The 16,541-nt window shown below is 58.1% G+C and carries 17 protein-coding genes; 12 read left to right on the forward strand and 5 right to left on the reverse strand.

What is annotated here, in order from left to right:
* Positions 1 to 125: 125 nt before the first annotated feature.
* The 10 genes from purH to fabF all read left to right on the forward strand — a co-directional run bounded on the left by purH (position 126) and on the right by fabF (position 10,193).
* Positions 126 to 1,661 (forward strand): bifunctional phosphoribosylaminoimidazolecarboxamide formyltransferase/IMP cyclohydrolase, encoded by a 1,536-nt coding sequence (purH, locus tag G3M56_RS06910; protein ID WP_164361463.1) that lies wholly within the window; start codon positions 126 to 128, stop codon positions 1,659 to 1,661.
* Between the two features lie 356 nt (positions 1,662 to 2,017).
* Positions 2,018 to 2,662, forward strand: a complete 645-nt coding sequence (locus G3M56_RS06915) for a hypothetical protein (protein WP_164361465.1) — start codon at positions 2,018 to 2,020, stop codon at positions 2,660 to 2,662.
* 103 nt (positions 2,663 to 2,765) lie between these two features.
* Positions 2,766 to 3,176 (forward strand): hypothetical protein, encoded by a 411-nt coding sequence (locus G3M56_RS06920; RefSeq protein ID WP_164361467.1) that lies wholly within the window; start codon positions 2,766 to 2,768, stop codon positions 3,174 to 3,176.
* Positions 3,177 to 4,054: 878 nt separating this feature from the next.
* Complete coding sequence (locus G3M56_RS06925) at positions 4,055 to 4,501, forward strand: hypothetical protein (RefSeq protein ID WP_164361469.1); 447 nt, start codon at positions 4,055 to 4,057, stop codon at positions 4,499 to 4,501.
* Between the two features lie 30 nt (positions 4,502 to 4,531).
* Positions 4,532 to 5,677: a TMEM43 family protein gene (locus tag G3M56_RS06930; protein ID WP_164361471.1), complete on the forward strand. Its 1,146-nt coding sequence runs from the start codon at positions 4,532 to 4,534 to the stop codon at positions 5,675 to 5,677.
* An 869-nt stretch (positions 5,678 to 6,546) separates the two neighbouring features.
* Positions 6,547 to 7,239: a MotA/TolQ/ExbB proton channel family protein gene (locus tag G3M56_RS06935; RefSeq protein ID WP_164361473.1), complete on the forward strand. Its 693-nt coding sequence runs from the start codon at positions 6,547 to 6,549 to the stop codon at positions 7,237 to 7,239.
* A gap of 66 nt (positions 7,240 to 7,305) precedes the next feature.
* Complete coding sequence (locus G3M56_RS06940) at positions 7,306 to 7,731, forward strand: ExbD/TolR family protein (protein WP_164361474.1); 426 nt, start codon at positions 7,306 to 7,308, stop codon at positions 7,729 to 7,731.
* A 14-nt stretch (positions 7,732 to 7,745) separates the two neighbouring features.
* Positions 7,746 to 8,513: a hypothetical protein gene (locus G3M56_RS06945; protein ID WP_164361476.1), complete on the forward strand. Its 768-nt coding sequence runs from the start codon at positions 7,746 to 7,748 to the stop codon at positions 8,511 to 8,513.
* A gap of 24 nt (positions 8,514 to 8,537) precedes the next feature.
* Positions 8,538 to 8,780, forward strand: coding sequence for a hypothetical protein (locus tag G3M56_RS06950; protein WP_164361477.1), 243 nt, complete (start codon positions 8,538 to 8,540; stop codon positions 8,778 to 8,780).
* 168 nt (positions 8,781 to 8,948) lie between these two features.
* Entirely contained in the window at positions 8,949 to 10,193 is a 1,245-nt protein-coding gene (fabF, locus tag G3M56_RS06955) for a beta-ketoacyl-ACP synthase II (RefSeq protein WP_164361479.1), read from the forward strand.
* Positions 10,194 to 10,745: 552 nt separating this feature from the next.
* Here the strand turns inward: fabF and G3M56_RS06960 are convergent.
* Positions 10,746 to 11,705, reverse strand: a complete 960-nt coding sequence (locus tag G3M56_RS06960) for a YihY/virulence factor BrkB family protein (protein ID WP_164361481.1) — start codon at positions 11,703 to 11,705, stop codon at positions 10,746 to 10,748.
* A 233-nt stretch (positions 11,706 to 11,938) separates the two neighbouring features.
* On the opposite strand from G3M56_RS06960, the gene G3M56_RS06965 reads away from it, so the two are divergent.
* Positions 11,939 to 13,390 (forward strand): MBOAT family O-acyltransferase, encoded by a 1,452-nt coding sequence (locus tag G3M56_RS06965; protein WP_164361484.1) that lies wholly within the window; start codon positions 11,939 to 11,941, stop codon positions 13,388 to 13,390.
* A 429-nt stretch (positions 13,391 to 13,819) separates the two neighbouring features.
* Here the strand turns inward: G3M56_RS06965 and rpmF are convergent, their stop codons facing one another.
* From rpmF to coaD, 3 genes are all read right to left on the reverse strand, one after another.
* Positions 13,820 to 14,002 (reverse strand): 50S ribosomal protein L32, encoded by a 183-nt coding sequence (gene rpmF / locus G3M56_RS06970; RefSeq protein ID WP_164361486.1) that lies wholly within the window; start codon positions 14,000 to 14,002, stop codon positions 13,820 to 13,822.
* Between the two features lie 56 nt (positions 14,003 to 14,058).
* On the reverse strand, positions 14,059 to 14,574 hold the full coding sequence (locus G3M56_RS06975; RefSeq protein WP_164361488.1) for a YceD family protein: 516 nt from the start codon (positions 14,572 to 14,574) through the stop codon (positions 14,059 to 14,061).
* 182 nt (positions 14,575 to 14,756) lie between these two features.
* On the reverse strand, positions 14,757 to 15,242 hold the full coding sequence (gene coaD, locus G3M56_RS06980; RefSeq protein WP_164361490.1) for a pantetheine-phosphate adenylyltransferase: 486 nt from the start codon (positions 15,240 to 15,242) through the stop codon (positions 14,757 to 14,759).
* 77 nt (positions 15,243 to 15,319) lie between these two features.
* Between coaD and aat the strand changes: the two genes are divergently transcribed.
* Entirely contained in the window at positions 15,320 to 15,964 is a 645-nt protein-coding gene (gene aat, locus G3M56_RS06985) for a leucyl/phenylalanyl-tRNA--protein transferase (RefSeq protein ID WP_164362013.1), read from the forward strand.
* A 30-nt stretch (positions 15,965 to 15,994) separates the two neighbouring features.
* On the opposite strand, the gene G3M56_RS06990 is transcribed toward aat, so the two are convergent.
* Positions 15,995 to 16,540 (reverse strand): hypothetical protein, encoded by a 546-nt coding sequence (locus G3M56_RS06990; RefSeq protein ID WP_164361493.1) that lies wholly within the window; start codon positions 16,538 to 16,540, stop codon positions 15,995 to 15,997.
* Between the last annotated feature and the right edge of the window lies 1 nt (position 16,541).

A 16,541-nucleotide genomic window follows, 5' to 3' on the forward strand; every position in this document is an offset into this window, starting at 1 on the left:
GGGATCGGTGGATGATGGCGCGCGCCTCGGCAGGATTTCCTCTTGCCTCGATTGGCGGCGAGTTGCAAGTTGCGAAACCGCGGTGGTTTCGGCCGTCCCGTCGGGCTATTCCAGATATCGAGTTTATGAAGATTGAACGCGCGCTGTTATCCGTTTCAGACAAGACCGGACTTGTCGAATTTGCACAGGGTCTCCACGACCAGGGGATTGAACTTCTCTCCACCGGTGGAACTGCCAAGTCGATCCGCGACGCAGGCCTCCCTGTGACCGACGTTTCCGACTACACCGGGTTCCCTGAGCTCTTCGGCGGCCGCGTGAAGACGCTGCACCCGAAAGTCCACGGTGGATTGCTCTTCCGCCGCGATGACGAGACCCACCGCACCCAGGCCAAGGCCAACGACATCCCGCCGATCGACCTCGTGGTGGTGAACCTTTACAAGTTCGAGGAGACCGTGGCTCAGGAGGGCGTGACCCTTTCCCAGGCGATCGAGAAGATCGACATCGGTGGTCCGGCAATGCTCCGCGCCTCCGCCAAGAACTACAACTCGGTGACCGTGGTGGTCGACCCAGCCGACTACGACAAGGTGCTCGGCGAGATCAAAGAGAACGGGGAAACCCAGCTCAAGACCCGCGAGCAACTCGCGATCAAAGTTTTCCAGCGCACCGCTGCCTACGACACCGCCATCTCGACCTACCTCGCGCCAGACGAAGGCAAGAGCGAAGCCCTCGAGATCAAGTCACCGCTCTACGCACAGCTCCGCTACGGCGACAACCCACACCAGGAAACCCGCCTCTACGGCAACTTCGGTGACTACTTCGAGCAGCTTCAGGGCAAGGATCTTTCCTACACCAACGTGCTCGACATCGAAGGCGCGGCCGACCTCATCTCCGAGTTCCGCCGCCCTACCGTGGCAATCCTCAAGCACACCAACCCATGCGGTGTGGGCTCCGACGACAGCGGTATCCGCGCTGCCTGGGACAAGGCATTCGAAACCGACCGCCAGGCTCCATTCGGTGGCGTGATCGTCTGCAACCGTCCGCTCGACGAAGCACTCGCCCGTGTGATCTCGGAAATCTTCACTGACGTTATCATTGCTCCTGACTTCGAGAGCGATGCCCGTGCCATCCTTCAGAAGAAAAAGAACCTGCGCCTCATCCGCATGGCTCCTGAGTACGCCAACGTCCAGGCCAACCCGGTCGTGCGCTCGGCTCCAGGTGGCTTCATGGTGATGGACAAAGACGTCCGCGCCCTCGGCCTCGGCGACATCGAAGACAAGGTCGTCACCAAGCGCCCGCCAACAACCGACGAGATCGAGGCGATGAAGTTCGCCTGGCGCGTGGTCAAGCACGTCCGCTCGAACGCGATTGTGTTTGCTAACAGCGACCGCACGCTCGGTATCGGTGCCGGCCAGATGTCCCGCATCGACTCCAGCCGTATCGCGGTCTGGAAAGCCAAGGAAGCCGGCCTTTCGCTCAAGGGCAGCGTCGTCGCCTCCGACGGCCTCTACCCATTCGCCGACGGCCTCATCGCCGCCGCTGAAGCCGGTGCCACCGCCGCGATCCAGCCAGGTGGCTCGATCCGCGACAAGGAAGTCATCGCCGCCGCCGACGAGCGCGACATCGCGATGGTCATGACCGGCCACCGCCACTTCCTTCATTGATCCTCTTGCGGAGAACTCCGCAAACCACAACGCACCGGCAGGATATCCCCGCCGGTGCGTTTTTTTTGTGCCTGGGGGAGGGGGGAGCACCTCATGAGCAGTTCATGAATCGGTGTGGTGCGTTCCGTTCAACAGCCCCTTCAGGATTCCGACTCGATGGTTTTCCGGATTGTCCACTGGGGGGGGCTTCCTAACGACTGAAAAAATACACCAAACGCGCCGCAATCCTTGACCCCATAAGCCCTACTTTCCACACTCCGTCCCGAAGTGATTCCAAATCAAGGGGCTCGCGACGTCGGTATTGTCTCCCCCTGAAAATACAACCCCTGTAGTAATAAAACTGTTCTCCTGAAAAATTGAAAGTAGGTCTAATCATCTCGATAATTGCAATGACTCTCGGTTCATGTGTTACGAGGCAAGATGGGGCTATCAACCAAGATGTGGAAAAAGTTAGAGCTTTGCCAGTCGAGGAACTTCCTAGAATTCCTGCTGACTGGAACGCTGAGAACTTTTCCGCAATAATTGGTTATCGCTTCAGAATCCCGGATGTAGGGGAAGAGGGTTCTTCGGACGTTTTCACGCTTTGCCGCGATGGTGAGATCAACACCAGGTTGCTGGAGAAATATCAGGAGGAAAAAAGTGATTTATCACCAGGGCAAAGCAACAGCTTGTTAAGTGCAATTTTCTCAGGTGGTGAGGCATTGCCTCACGTTGCCTGCTATGTTCCACATCATATCTTCATCTTTTATGGCGCGGATGGAGAGGCGAAACGAGCTATTGAAGTATGTTTCGAATGCAATGGTGTTCAAACAATCCCCACGCTAGCTGAGAGTCAGTGGCGTAAGCATGACTTGAAGAAGCTGGCTCTGCTGTGTTTTGATTTAGGGATATGGCCACTTGATAAGAATGTTAAACAGTATGTGCCTGTTTTCACTGAGGAGTATTTTGAGAGAAAGAGTATCGAATCAAAAGGAGAACAAGCCGGCGCATGCAACCCCTGACCCGCTCTGAGTTCCATGATCACCTGTAAGATAAACCTCAACCCGCAGTCGAAAGTGCGCTCCCGGTCAGGGGTGCATGGCCTTTGACGCTAGAATGCACCGTATGCTCAAGCTCGTTGTAATCTCGTTCTTTGCTGTTCACTTTTCAGTATTTGGTTCAGAAACCAAAGCTGAATCCTTTGTTGAAAGGGTGAACGCAGTCATTAATGCTAAGAACTATGAGCAGTATAAATCTCTCATATCTAATTCTTGCTTAGTTGATTTCAACGACTCCGAGCTACTTGAGCGACTCATTCAAATGGAATTGAAGTATTCCGTCGCCAAGGATTCGGTCATAACCATTGAAGAGGTGGGTGATGTGGAGGAGCTTCCATTGAGGTCGCGTTTTGACTACGCTCCACCTCCATCGCATCGGGTTGTAATCAAGTCTGAGGGTAGAACGCGGTCCTACTTTCTGATTAATGAGGGTGATCAGTGGGGTATTTACATGCCAACACCTAAAAAGAAGCATTGAAAAGGCGTTCTAGCAGTTGAGGTGATGGCGGACGTGTGTGCACCGCCGTCGAATTAAGCGGGTTGTTTTGTTTCGCGGTTTTTCCATTGGGGCTAAGCGCCTGCGATCTATCCGGCTCATACTGACCATCTGCGGTAAAGCTGGAAGCCGCGTTCTACGGTCGCCGTCCTCGTCTGCGGTGTTTGAATGGAGGTATTTGGGACCTTTGGGGCTTTGCGTGGGTCTCAACAGGCTGAGTGGTCGCTGAGCTCCATGTGGTGAAGTTGGTTCCGCGGACGCGGGGCCGAACCTCCAATTTTCATCTGCGGAGTCGGCTTAATCTGCGGATCCCAAATGGCCACCACGAGCGACGTGACTCTCGCGTGCTGAAGTGAGCGCGCTGCGCGCGGGTCGGGATGGATTGCCGAGCAGAAGCTCAGCGCTCCAGGCGGCTTTAGGTCATCGCTTGCGCCTCATCCCGGCAATTCTGTCCATCTGCGGAAAAATACAAAGCCTCGACGTTAGACTCCGTCCTCATCTGCGTTTCTCAAATTGAGGCCCTTTGGGATCTTTAGGCTTTGCGTCAGTCTTAGGGGAGTGGTCGCTGCGCTCCATGCTGTGAAGTCGGTGAGGACACCGAACCTCCAATTAGAATCTGCGGAATCGGCGTAATCTGCGGATCTATACAACACCACGACGTTAGACGTCGACATCATCTGCGGTGTGCGAGCGCTGGGTAGGAAATTTGCAGGATGTAAATTTGGGCTTGCGTTGGCACGGGGGGGGGCATGCTCCGCGCTCCACTTGTTTCACGGGCTGTGATTGCTACTTTGTGTGTTCTTTCTCGCGGAGGTCATGGACCGGATTCCGGGGGAGATTAGCAAACACACAATCTGATTATGGGTCTTTTTGACAAAGTGAAGTCATTGGCAAATGCGATCACGGGAAATGCTGCGAAGGTATCGGTAACGGCCGCGCCAGTGACGATGGGTGAGCCGTTCGAGGTGACGGTCCAAGCGGTGGCCAACGACAGCGATGTGAATTTCAGCCGGGTGTATGTCGAGGTGCGGGGAGTCGAGAGCATCGATGTGCCGAGCACCAGCAGTGACGATGACAACCGCGTGTACCGCAGCGAGACGACCTACACCGCGGAACTGAATGTCACGGGTGCCGGGACGCTGGCGGCAGGGGCGAATGAATCATGGACCGGTGAGGTGACCATTCCCCTCAACGCGCCGGCGATCTACCGAGGCAAGTATGCGGAGCACGTGTACGAAGTGCGCGCGGGATTGGATTGCCCGGGTAACGATCCTGACTCTGGATGGGTGCGCGTTCACCTCGCGTAGTTTTTGGTTAGTGTTAGAAAATTGTAGCTTATGTCAGATACATTTACAGAAGTCACCAGTACCTCGTGGTTTTCCCGCATCGGATCGTCGATCAAGGGGATCTTTGTCGGCCTTGTGTTGATTGTGATCGCGGTGGTGTTGTTGGGTTGGAACGAAGGGCGATCGGTGGAGCGTTACAAAACGCTGAAAGAAGGGGGAGGCGCAGTGCTCTCGGTGGCCTCGGATTCGATCGATAGCAGCCATGACGGGCAACTCGTTCACACCTCCGGGTTGGCCACCAGTGACGACCGTCCGGCGGACCCTGAGTTTGGGCTTTCAACCGGCGGGCTCAAGTTGGTGCGTACGGTCGAGATGTACCAGTGGAAGGAGAACGAGGAGAAGGAGACGCGGAAGAAACTCGGCGGTGGTACCGAGACTGTGACCACTTATTCCTATGTGAAAGAGTGGAGCGAGCAGCTGCAGCGCTCGGCCGACTTCAAACAGGCTGAAGATCATGTCAACCCGACCGAGATGCGGGTGCAAAGTGCGCGCTTCACTGCCAAGCCGGTCACGCTGGGCGCCTACACATTGGCGGACCATCAGGTCAGTAAGATCAACGGCGCTGAGGGGTACACCTTGCCAGCGGACTACCAAGTGCCGGCGACATTCGGTCAGGCGACAGCCAGTGGTTCGACCATTTTCATCGGGGCGGATCCAGCGGCGCCGGTGGTGGGGGACCTGCGGGTGAGCTTCCAGGAGGTGCCGGAACAGGAGGTCAGTGTGGTCGCGGCCCAAGTGAGCGATACCTTCGAACCGTATCAGACCGAGGCCGGTGGTACCATCAGCCTGCTTGAGCGAGGCACGGTGTCGGCCAAGGCGATGTTTGAGACGGCTCAGGAGAACAACAAGGTAATGACCTGGGTGCTGCGTGTGGTTGGATTGGTGATGATGTTCATCGGCTTCAACATGCTGATGGCTCCGTTGTCGGTGCTGGCGGATGTGGTTCCATTCATCGGCAACCTGGTGGGGGCGGGCACTGCGTTTGTGGCGCTCCTGCTGGCGGCGGTGACTGGGTTGATCACCATTGCCGTGGCGTGGATTGTTTTCCGTCCGGTGCTTGCGGTGGCGTTGTTGGTCGGTGCCGGGGTTTGTGTGTATTTGATCTTTGGAAAATCGAAGAAAGCGAAGGCTGCGTGAGCGGTCGATGTGATTGATTCACACGCGCCGGCGGGAGTGATCCCGTCGGCGCGTTGTGGTTATAGAGGCTTGGTAGGGGGCGGGGCTTACCTTGCTTTTTGGACAGGACTTACATGATTGACGGGATTAAGGCTCACGCAGAGACGCTGAGACGCAGAGGTTTTGGGGGGCTGTTTCAGGATGCGTGAGTTATGAGAGAGTGGTCGCTGTGCTCCAGCTGGCGATGTCGGTGGGGACACCGAACCTCCAATTTAGAACCTGGGGAATCGGCGCAATCTGCGGATCCCAAAAAGCCGCCACGTGAGACGTGGTCGAGGTGTGCGGAAGAGAGAGCGCTGCGCGCGGGGGGGGGGGCTTGCCGAGCGGAAGCTTAGCGTTCCGAGTGGTTAGCGTTATCCGCTTCCGCCTCATCCCGTTCATCCTGTCCATCTGTGGAAAAAACAGAGCCACGACGTCTGGTGCCGTCCCCGTCTGCGGTGGCCGAATTGAGGCCCTTTGGGATCTTGGGGGCTTTGCGTGAGTTATGGGGGAGTGGTCGCTGTGCTCCAGCTGGCGATGTCGGTGGGGACACCGAACCTCCAATTCAAAATCTGCGGCATCGGCGTAATCTGCGGATCCCCAAAAGCTACCATGTGTGACGTGGTTCCCGGGCTTCGCTTCCGCTCGATCCCGATCATCCTATCCATCTGCGGAAGAACAAAAGCCACGACCGCAGGTGTCGTCCTGCGGGTTGCTGGAAGTTCCTCTTGCCGAGTTTCTTAAGGAATGTTAAACACTGAGGCGGTTTTGGCGGACTTCGTGGTTCCGGACAGTGGGGCGGATTGCTCCTTGATCGTTCGCCGAAGGTCATCGAATGTGCCTCTCATCTTATGTTGGAGATTATTGAAAAAGGCGGACACCTGATGTGGCTATTGCTGGGCTGCAGTGTCTTTGCCATGGCTGTGGCTGCAGAGCGCTTTCTCTATTACCATCGGGCGTCGATCAACGTGAGCTTGTTGCTTGAGGGGATCGGGCGTCGGCTGCGTCGCAAAGAGTATGCGGAAGCGGTGCGTGAATGTTTGGGAACTCCGGGGCCTGTGGCGCGTGTGGTTCACGCGGCGGTGCTGCATCATGATGCGCCGCGTGCGGAGTTGAAGGAGATTGTGCAAGAGGCTGGGCAGCTGGAAGTGCAGCGGCTCGAGCGTTATCTGCCGGTGCTTTCGACGATTGCTTTTGTGGCGCCGTTGATTGGTTTGCTGGGGACGATTCTTGGGATGACCGATACGTTCATTCAGGTGAGTGAGGTGAGTGGCTATGCGTCGCCGTTCCAGCTTTTCCGCGGGGTTTACCAGAGTTTGGTGACGTCGGCCGCGGGCCTGGTGGTGGCTGTGCCGGTTTTCATCATGTACTCGTTTTTGGCGTCGAACGTGCGCAGCCTGATGCGTGAGATGGAGCGTGCGGGGATCGAGGTGGTGAACCTGATCAGTGAATCGAAGCGCGACCGCGAGATTTTGTCGTTCAGTGACGAGCGCAGCGAAGTGGCTGATGAGAAGGGGCAAAAGGGGGCGCACAAGAAAGGCTAATGCCGATGCTGGCACGGGTGGTGATGAACGTTTGCGCTGCCTGACGAGCCTTTGGAGATTCTACTGATGAAGCTGCACTCGACTTTACGATTCAATCCTGGGCTGTTGTTGGTGGCGCCTGTGATGGACGTGATGTGCTCGCTGATGTTGTTCTTTTTGTTGGGCTCGGATCTGGTGGTGCCGTCTGGTGCGTCGATCGAGCTACCGCGTAGTCAGTTTGTGCTGCGGGATTTCAATGTGGGCCACACGCTGGTGGTACCGGCGGGCGACCAGCCGACGATCTTGCTCGACCGCAGGCCTGTGGCCTATGCTGAGCTGGGCGCGATGCTGGATGCGTTGGCCGCAGAGGATCGTAAGGAGAATGGTAAAGTGGGGGCGTTGATCATCCGCGCCGACCGCTATGTCCCGCACGGGCGGGTGATGGATATTCAGAATCAGGTGCTCGCGCGTGGGTTTGCGGTCGCGATTGCCGCAACCCCGGCGGATTCGTAAGCGCGGAGCGGGCTATGGCATGGTTTTCCATCTTTTCGGGTAAGCGCGTGGACGACGAGCCGGTGCAGTTGATGTTCAGCTGGCGGCGCTTCCGTTTTCCGTCCTTCAAGTTCTGCTGGTTGTTGCTCGCGGTGGTGGTGTTGCATTTGGTGGCGTTCTACCTGTTTGAGTTGGCGTCGCCGGAGCGTGGGCAGACGCTGAGGAATGATGCGCGGGTGTTGATGTTGCGGAGTTCGGATCCGATGGCGAACCGCGTGCTGCTGGCGCATTCCGAGGCGCTGAATGCATTTGATGTGTCGGCGGGCTCGACGGGGAAGTTGGACTCCGGCGTGCGGTTGACACCTTCATTCGACGACTATGAGTTGAGTGCTTTGCCGATGCCGGTGGCGTTGGAGGAGCTGGAGGGTGAGCGCTTTCCGAGCTTGCTGGACGGCGTGGTGACCGAGTTGGCGCCGCTGGCCGACGGTGTGGCGGAATTGCGGGATGGCCGGCCGGCCCAGGAGTGGCAGGTGCCGACGCAGGTGCGGTTGGTGCGTGCGGACGGAGTCGAGGTGGTGATTGATGTCGACGGGCTCGACGACGCGTTTTGGAAGGCTCACTTCGGGCGCACGGTGAGCTTTGAATTGCGAGTGGACCGCCACGGGGTGGTGACCGGGGCAATTGGTGACCGGGCGGTGGCCGAAGTGGTCACGGCGATGCGGCGTTTTCTGATCGGGGCGAAGCTGCCATTGGAGCAGGTTGAGCCGGGTATCTGGCAGAGCTGGCAACTGCGTCTGTGGTAGGGGGTGAACGGATAAGATGCGCTTATGATTCAATTGGAGCTCTCACAGATGGTGATCTTGTATATCTGCGGGATGCTTGTGTTCATCGCCGTGGTGGCGGTGATCCTGAACAGCAGGCGCAGACGCCGCGAGCGCGAGGATTGGCAGCGGCATCTGGTGTGCCGCGGGTGCATGGCGGGGTACAAGCTCGAGCGGGGGCAGGAGTGTGCGCCGTGCCCGCATTGTGGCCGTGTGAACCGACCAGACAAGCATCGCCCGCGTCTGTGAGCGTGGATTGCGTTGTTCTTATGCTGGATTCGTGTCAGATAGCTGCATAGAACGGGCAACTCCCCTGTTGCCAAGTGGCTGAGGCTGGCTTATTCAAAGGGCGTATGGATTCGGGTCATCAGGATGCATCCAAGTGAATGGCCCCGACAAACCACCAAAGACACGATTATGGACCGTAGAGTAGTCATTACCGGAATGGGAGCCGTCTCCCCAGTGGGCAACGATGTGGAGACCTTTTGGCAAAGCCTGATCGCCGGCAAGAGCGGGATCGGCCCGATCACTCAGTTTGACGTCAGTGATTACCCATGCCGCATCGCCGGTGAGGTGCGCGATTTCGATGCCTCGCAGTATTTCAATAAACCAAAAGACGCCCGCCGCACCGACCGCTACATCAACCTCGGAATGGGTGCCGCCAAGATGGCGTGGAAGGACAGTGGCATCGATTATGACTCCATCGACGCCGATCGCTTCGGTGTGATGCTTGGCAGCGGCATTGGTGGTCTTGGTTACCTTGAGAAGAACCACGAAGCACTCCTCAACAAGGGACCTGGTCGTGTTTCTCCATTCACCATCCCGATGATGATCCCGAACATGGCGAGCGGACTCGTCTCGATGGAGCTCGGGCTGCGCGGACCAAACATGGCGATCGTTACCGCATGTGCCACCGCCAACCACAACATCGGTGAAGCCTGGCGTATCATCAAGTTCGGTGACGCAGACGGATTCCTCGTCGGTGGTGCTGAATCGACCATCCTGCCAATGGGTGTGGGTGGCTTCTCCAACATGCGTGCGCTTTCGACCCGCAACGACGAGCCTGAGCGTGCATCGCGCCCGTTCGACGTCGATCGTGATGGATTCGTGATGGGTGAAGGTGCTGCCTGCTTGGTGATCGAAGAACTCGAGCACGCCAAGAAGCGCGGTGCGAACATTCTCGCCGAAATCGTCGGTTACGGTGTGTCGGGTGATGCGTATCACTTGTCGGCTCCGCAGCCGGAAGGCGAAGGCGCTGCCCGCTGTATGCAGATGGCTTTGCGCCACGCTGGCATGAACCCGGAAGAAGTGGGCTACGTCAACGCACACGGTACCTCGACCGGTCTTGGTGACATCTGCGAAACCAAGGCAGTGAAGAAGGTCTTCGGTGACTATGCCAAGGACGGGCTGATCGTTTCGTCGACCAAGTCGATGACCGGTCACCTTCTCGGTGCTGCAGGTGGTGTGGAAGCCATTGCCTGTATCCAAGCGCTGCGTGAGGGAATCATCCCGCCGACCATCAACCTTGAGAACCAAGATCCTGAGTGTGACCTCGACTACTGCGCCAACACTGCACGCGAAGTGCAGGTCGACGCAGCTCTGAGCAACTCGTTCGGATTCGGCGGTCACAACGCATCGTTGCTCTTCAAGCGCTACGCCTAAGGCGAGCGGTTGTATTGGTAGTTTTTAAATTGTCCGGCGCATGGGGATCCGTCCCCGTGCGCCGGATTTTTTTTGGGAAGGTTTTAGGGTGTTAGGTTTTATGTTTTAGGTGACTGAGCCTGCGTGGCTTTAGTCGTCCTTATCCTTATCCTTATCCTTATCCTTATCCTTATCCTTATCCTTATCGATATCGATATCGATATCGGTATCGGTATCGGTATCGGTATCGCAATCCTGATCGAACCGTGGTCTCGGAGCTGATTGAGCGGCCGTCGGGTGGGTGCTCTGGTTAGTCGAGGTCGTCCGCTCGGCCGGTTGTGCGCGGGCATCAATCCCACGGTGTGGTCGCCTGAGGCTCCCGTCACCCTGGGCTGGTTTGCATTTCCCCTTCGGGGAATGGGGGCGCCTGAGGGCTGTGGAACGAGGAGCGGCGTCGCGGTAATTGTCTGTATCCTTATCGTTATCCAAATCGCAATCGGAGCGGAGCGATTCGTGCGGCGTGCCTCAGCGATGCCGATTGCGATGGGGGCGAGTCGAGTTTAACGAGGCTGCTTAGTCCTCGTCGTCCTTTTGTTCTTGTTCGAGCAGGGGGCTGTGGGAGTGGACGCGGTAGGGGCCGGGGTGGCCGGCGAGGGCGGCGCGGCGGCGGGCGTCGCGTCGTTTTTGGCCGTGGAGGTTGAGGATGCTGGTGACTTCTGCGCCGATGATGAAGCTGAGCACGGCGAGGTAGATCCAGAGGAAGAGAACGAAGACGGTGGCGGCACCGCCGTAGATCGAGGTTAGGCCCGGGGCGTAGTGGAGGTAGAGTTCGAGTCCGAACTTGAGCGAGGCGACTAACAGTGCGCTCACCGCGGCTCCGGCGAAGGCGGCGTGCCACACCGGGCGGCGGCGGGGGAGGACCTTCATCAGCAATGCGAAGCCAATGGTGATGGCGGCATAGGATGAGAAAATCTGGATGCGGTGGAAGAAGCGGATGCGACTGAGAAGCTCCGAGTCCGCGTTCTCTGCGAAGTGTCCGAGCACCGTGCTGAAGATTGCCGAGGCGACGACGAGGAAGCCGAAGAGTAGCATCATGGCAGCGGAGATGCCGCGGCTGGCGAGGCGGGCCGGCCATTTGCGGGCTGGCTGGGCGGGGTCCATTTCAAAGATGCGGTTGAGCATCTTGCGGGTGCGGCCAAGTGAGGCACTGCCGGAGAAGAAGAGCGTGAGCGCTGTGACGACGAAGGTGCCATTCCAGCCTGGAGATAGCGCGTAGTTGAGTAGCAGGTCGTTGATCATCATGGCCGAGTCCTGTCCCATGACTTGCTCCAGCACTTTGAGCAGCTCCCCCTGGGCGGCCTGACGTCCGAGCACGGTGCCGGCGAGGGTGATCGCCACGAGCATGACGGGGACGAGGGAGAGCAATGTGTAGAACGAGAGCGCGGCGGCGGCATCCGTGTTGTCATGGCGGCGCCAGCGGGCGGCCATTTGTTGTGCGAAGTGACGCGGAAGTTTGAACCATGGGCGGGTCATGAGCTCGGGGAGGGTACCGATTGATCAATCCATAATGTGGGCGCGAGGTCAAAGTGATCGTCGATCAACGTGGTGGAAGCGCCCGATCTTGTGCGGGATACGCGGATATTTGGGTGAGGATTGGGAAGTTGGGGGTGAGGTGTGGGCGGAGGTTGAGTCGTGTGGCTAGTTATGGCAAACGGATAGCGCCCTTGATCGGCGAGTGCAGCGGTTGCTTCGCCTACGAAATTGTCATGATATTCCAGTCGCTCGAGTTTTTGATATTTCTGGCGTTGCTGGTGTCTGCGTACTGGTGGTTGCCGCACCGCGTGCAGAATGTGCTGCTATTGGTTGCGAGCTATGTTTTCTACTGCTGGGTGCACCCGTGGTACGGGTTGTTAATGGGGTTTACGACGCTGGTCGACTACACGGCGGCTAGATTGTTGGTCGCGCGGCCTGCGGGGTCGCGCGGGCGGAAGCGGATTTTGGCGACGAGTCTGACGGCGACCTTCTCGGTGTTGTGTGGCTTCAAGTACTTCAACTTCTTCACCGATGCGGTGTGGTCGGCGTTTCACGCTGTTGGTTGGGATTGGTCGCGGCCGATGATCGACATCCTGCTGCCTGTGGGGATTTCGTTCTACACATTCCAGAGTGCGTCGTACGTGGTGGATGTGTTCCGCGGGCGTGAGCGGGTCCGCCATTCGTTGGTGGATTACGCGTTGTTTGTGTCGTTTTTCCCGCAGTTGGTCGCGGGGCCGATTGAGCGCGCCGGGCATTTGCTGGCGCAGATCCAGAAGCCGCGTGTACTGGACTGGACGGGCTGGCGGCTTGGCTTGGTGCGGATTTGCTGGGGAATGTTCAAGAAGCTGGTGATTGCGGATGGAGCAGGGTTGATTGCCAACCGCGCGTTCTCTATTGAGGATCCGAGCTTCCCGATTGTGGCGGGTGGGGTGATTGCGTTCGGTGTGCAGATTTACGCGGATTTCAGTGCTTACACGGATATTGCCCGTGGCGCGGCGAGGTTGTTGGGTTTCGATTTGATGCGGAACTTCCGTCACCCGTATTGTGCGACATCGCCGGCGGAGTTCTGGCGCCGCTGGCACATCTCGCTTTCCACGTGGTTCCGCGACTACGTCTACATTCCGCTCGGTGGTTCCCGGTGTAAGCCCAGGCGCGTGGCGGTGAACTTGCTGGTGACCTTTGGGCTGTCCGGTTTGTGGCACGGGGCGAGCTGGAACTTCGTGATCTGGGGGCTCTACCATGGCGCGTTGGTGGCGCTGCAGCATTTGTGGTCCGGTTTCAGGAAGGGGAAAGGCGAGAGCGGGGGCGCTCCGATGGGCTGGGTGCGGACGGCCGGCGCGTGGTTGGCCACGTTTGTGCTGATGCACGTGGGGTGGATGATGTTCCGTGAGCAGAACACAGAGTACCTGTTGAGCTATTTCGCGCTGGTGCCGTGGGAGGCTTCGGTGGCGGACTGGGAGACCGGCTTGTATTTTGCGGTGCATGCCCAGATTCTGGCGTTGCCTTTGTGGATCCATGCTGCCGTGGATCCAGGGCCTACAGGTTGGTTGGAGCGGGTGTGGCCGCGATGGGAGAACCGCTGGGGCGGTGTGGTGTTGCAGGCGGTGTTGGTCTTTCTGCTGGTGATGGCGACCTTTGCGCTGCGGAGTCCGGTGTCGTCGAACTTTATCTATTTCCAGTTCTAGGAGTGGGGTAAGCTGTCCCTCCGGGACGAGGTGGTTTGAGGGGGGCAGGATCCGGAGGTTGAAACCTCCGGCTAACCGGTAAGCGATCGCTTCGCGATGGGGCGTGTGGCGGAGGTTCTCGTTGCGGGTGACCGTGGGGGGCGCGATGAGGAGGGGCTTTCAGGCCGCTGATGTAGGGGAGACGGCGGTATTCAGGGGCTGCGTCCCGGGCTGGTATGAAATGCAGCTTTGGTGCAGGGAGAGTGGCGTGAGCTGGGCGGTGGTGCGCTTGAGCTCAACGTGGCGTGGCGGCGGAGGTCAGGCTGAGTGGAGGCTTACGTGTGACGGCGGTGGGGCTTGGGGTGTTGGGATATGGGCACGAAAAAAGACCGCCTGAGATCAGGCGGTCTTTTTGAAATCTTAATCTATCCGGTGATCCGGATGGAGTGATTAGAAAGTGTCGACGTCCAACACCTGACGGTCACCGTAGTAGCCGCAGGATGGGCATGCGATGTGACCAGGCTTGGTGCTTCCGCACTCGGAGCAGGTTTGGAACTTAGGAGCGTGCCAGCGGTTGGCGCCGCGGCGTTGACGTTTGCGGCACTTGGAGGTTCTGGTTTTCGGAGAAGCCATGGTGGTTGGTTGGTTAAGTTTTCTAAAGTTTCAGGATGGCGCCGTCTGGCAGTCGGCTATGGATTCGATTTTTCATCGTCGTTGGATGACCATTGGTCCAATGCGGACCAAACATCAGGACCATCCTGAGATGAAGGGTCACTTGCGTCTTCCTCGGCATCGTCGATGTCGTCTGGACGGGCTGTGAACCGATCACCGACCGAACATTCCCTGTCGTCGCTTGCTGCGTCGCAATGCGGGTAGGCCGGAAGGTCGAGAAGTATATCTTCGCGGATTCGCTCTGTCAAATCGATCGTTGGACGATTTTCGGTTTCGACTTCAGCGGAGTAATTTTCGATTCGGTGGTGGTAGGGGAAGTGCTCGAGGCAGCGGGTGCATTCGAGTTCGAAGTCGGCTTCCAGCGTGCCTTCTACGCGGACGACTTCTTCGAAGTTGTAGGCGCGGAGGTCGTAATGAAGTGGGCCGAGTGGGCGGGCATCGTTGTCCGCCAGTTGGAAGATGTCCTCGGAGGTTTCACCGACCACGTGGAGGCCGGCGACCGGGATGTCGTCGAGATGAATGTTGAGAGACATTTTGAAGTAGCGTGTAGCCAGTAGGAAGTAGGGAAGGGTGTTTCGCTTAACCCTGAGATACTGGTTTTACGTGTTAAGTGTTTACGTTTTGCGAGGGATTATGGGTGAGGGGCGAGTGGATCGTAAACTTCGCTCATCGCTTGCGCAAAATCCCGTCAATCCGCGAAATCTGTGGAAAGATACTATGCCTTCAGTTTGGAGCGCAGGGCGGTGGCGATGTGTGGGGGGACAAAGGATGAGATATCTCCGTCGAGACGGGCGACTTCTTTGACCATGCGTGAACTAAGATACGAGTATTCGTCCTTTGGCATCAGGAAGATTGTCTCGAGTTCAGGTTTGAGTTTGCGGTTCATCAGAGCCATCTGGAATTCGAATTCGAAGTCGGAGATGGCTCTCAGGCCGCGGATCACGGCGGTGACTCCGAGTTGCTCGGCGTAGTTGACCAAGAGTCCGTCGAAGGTGACGGCGCGTGCGTTGGTAATCCCTGCCTTGGCGAGGGTTTCGGTGATCAGGTCGACGCGTTCTTCGTTGGTGAAGAGCGGGTTCTTGGCGTCGTTGTGTGCTGCCGCGACGATGACTTCGTCGAAGAGCTTTGAGGCGCGTTGAACGATGTCGAGGTGGCCGTAGGTGATGGGATCAAAGGAGCCTGGATAGAGAGCGGTCCGCATTGGGAAAGGAGTGGCCGGATTGTGTGAAATGCAAGCGGGAATCACGGCGGGAGTGGGGGATCGTGGCTTGTCTCCTGATGGTGGCATGCGATAGTCGCGGGGTGAGTGAATTTGCCCCAATAGGAGAGATCATAGATCCGGATTTTTTGTTGTCGGCTTATGCTTCAGGCATGTTTCCGATGGCGATGGAGGACGGGCATATCGGGTGGTTTTCGCCAGAGATGCGTGGGGTGATTCCATTGGATGAGTTTCATATCCCCAAGGGCTTGCGCCGCGTGTTGAAGAAACAACCATTTGAGATCCGGGTGGACACTGCGTTTCTCGAGGTGATCGAGGGCTGTGCCGAGAGGGATGAGACGTGGATTTCCGAGACGATTGTGCGGACGTACTGGGAGCTGCACCGGCTGGGGTGCGCGCATTCGGTGGAAGCGTGGCGGGATGGCGAGTTGGTGGGCGGCTTGTATGGCGTGCGCCTTGGGTCCGCGTTTTTCGGTGAGTCTATGTTTTCGCGGGTGAGTGAGGCCTCGAAGGTGAGCTTGGTGCACTTGGTCGAGCGGATGCGGGCCGGTGGGTTTACCTTGCTGGACACGCAATGGAGCAACGATCATCTGGTGCAGTTCGGCTGTGTGGAAATGCCGGCTGACGAGTATGACCAGCTATTGGATATCGCGGTGGATGGCGATGCGGACTGGTGGGCGATCGATGGCGGGCGGCCTGAGTAGGGAGCACGCCGGCTTTTTTTTATCGCTCCGCTATTTTTGGTGGGGCGGGTTGTAGCGGAGGATTTCCGGAACGCCTTCGATACACTGGCAAATGGGCTCGCTGTCCGGATGCGGGCTGAAGCGCTCGGCGGTTTCGAACTCATCGAGCATGCGCCGGGCGTCGTCTTCGTGACGGGTGCGCACGGGTTTGTAGCTGAGGAACCCTTCGACCAACGGGATCTGTTGAAGCTCTGGTGGGAGTTTTCGATCCAGTTCGCGGAGAAAGCGCAGGGCGGCGGCGAATGTGGTGACGCCTGGGCCGTGGTACCAGCCGCGCCCTTTTTCGAATGGTCCGCGGATGGCTGGGTTGCCGTCCGGGGTGTGGTAGGTGGAGAGCACCGCTTCGAGGATCAGCGTGTGTGGACCGTCGGATTGGAGGCGGGAGGCGACGGTTTCGATGCAGTTGCCGAAGCTGAGCGTGTCGACCCAGCTATCTGAGGAAATGGCGATGCCGGTGGACTTGGCGGTTGCGCTGTAGCCCAGATCGATGCCGATCTTCGGAAGCGATGGGTTGCTGTGGGCGGTGAAGCGGGGCATG

Source organism: Sulfuriroseicoccus oceanibius (assembly GCF_010681825.2).
Lineage (GTDB): Bacteria > Verrucomicrobiota > Verrucomicrobiia > Verrucomicrobiales > SLCJ01 > Sulfuriroseicoccus > Sulfuriroseicoccus oceanibius.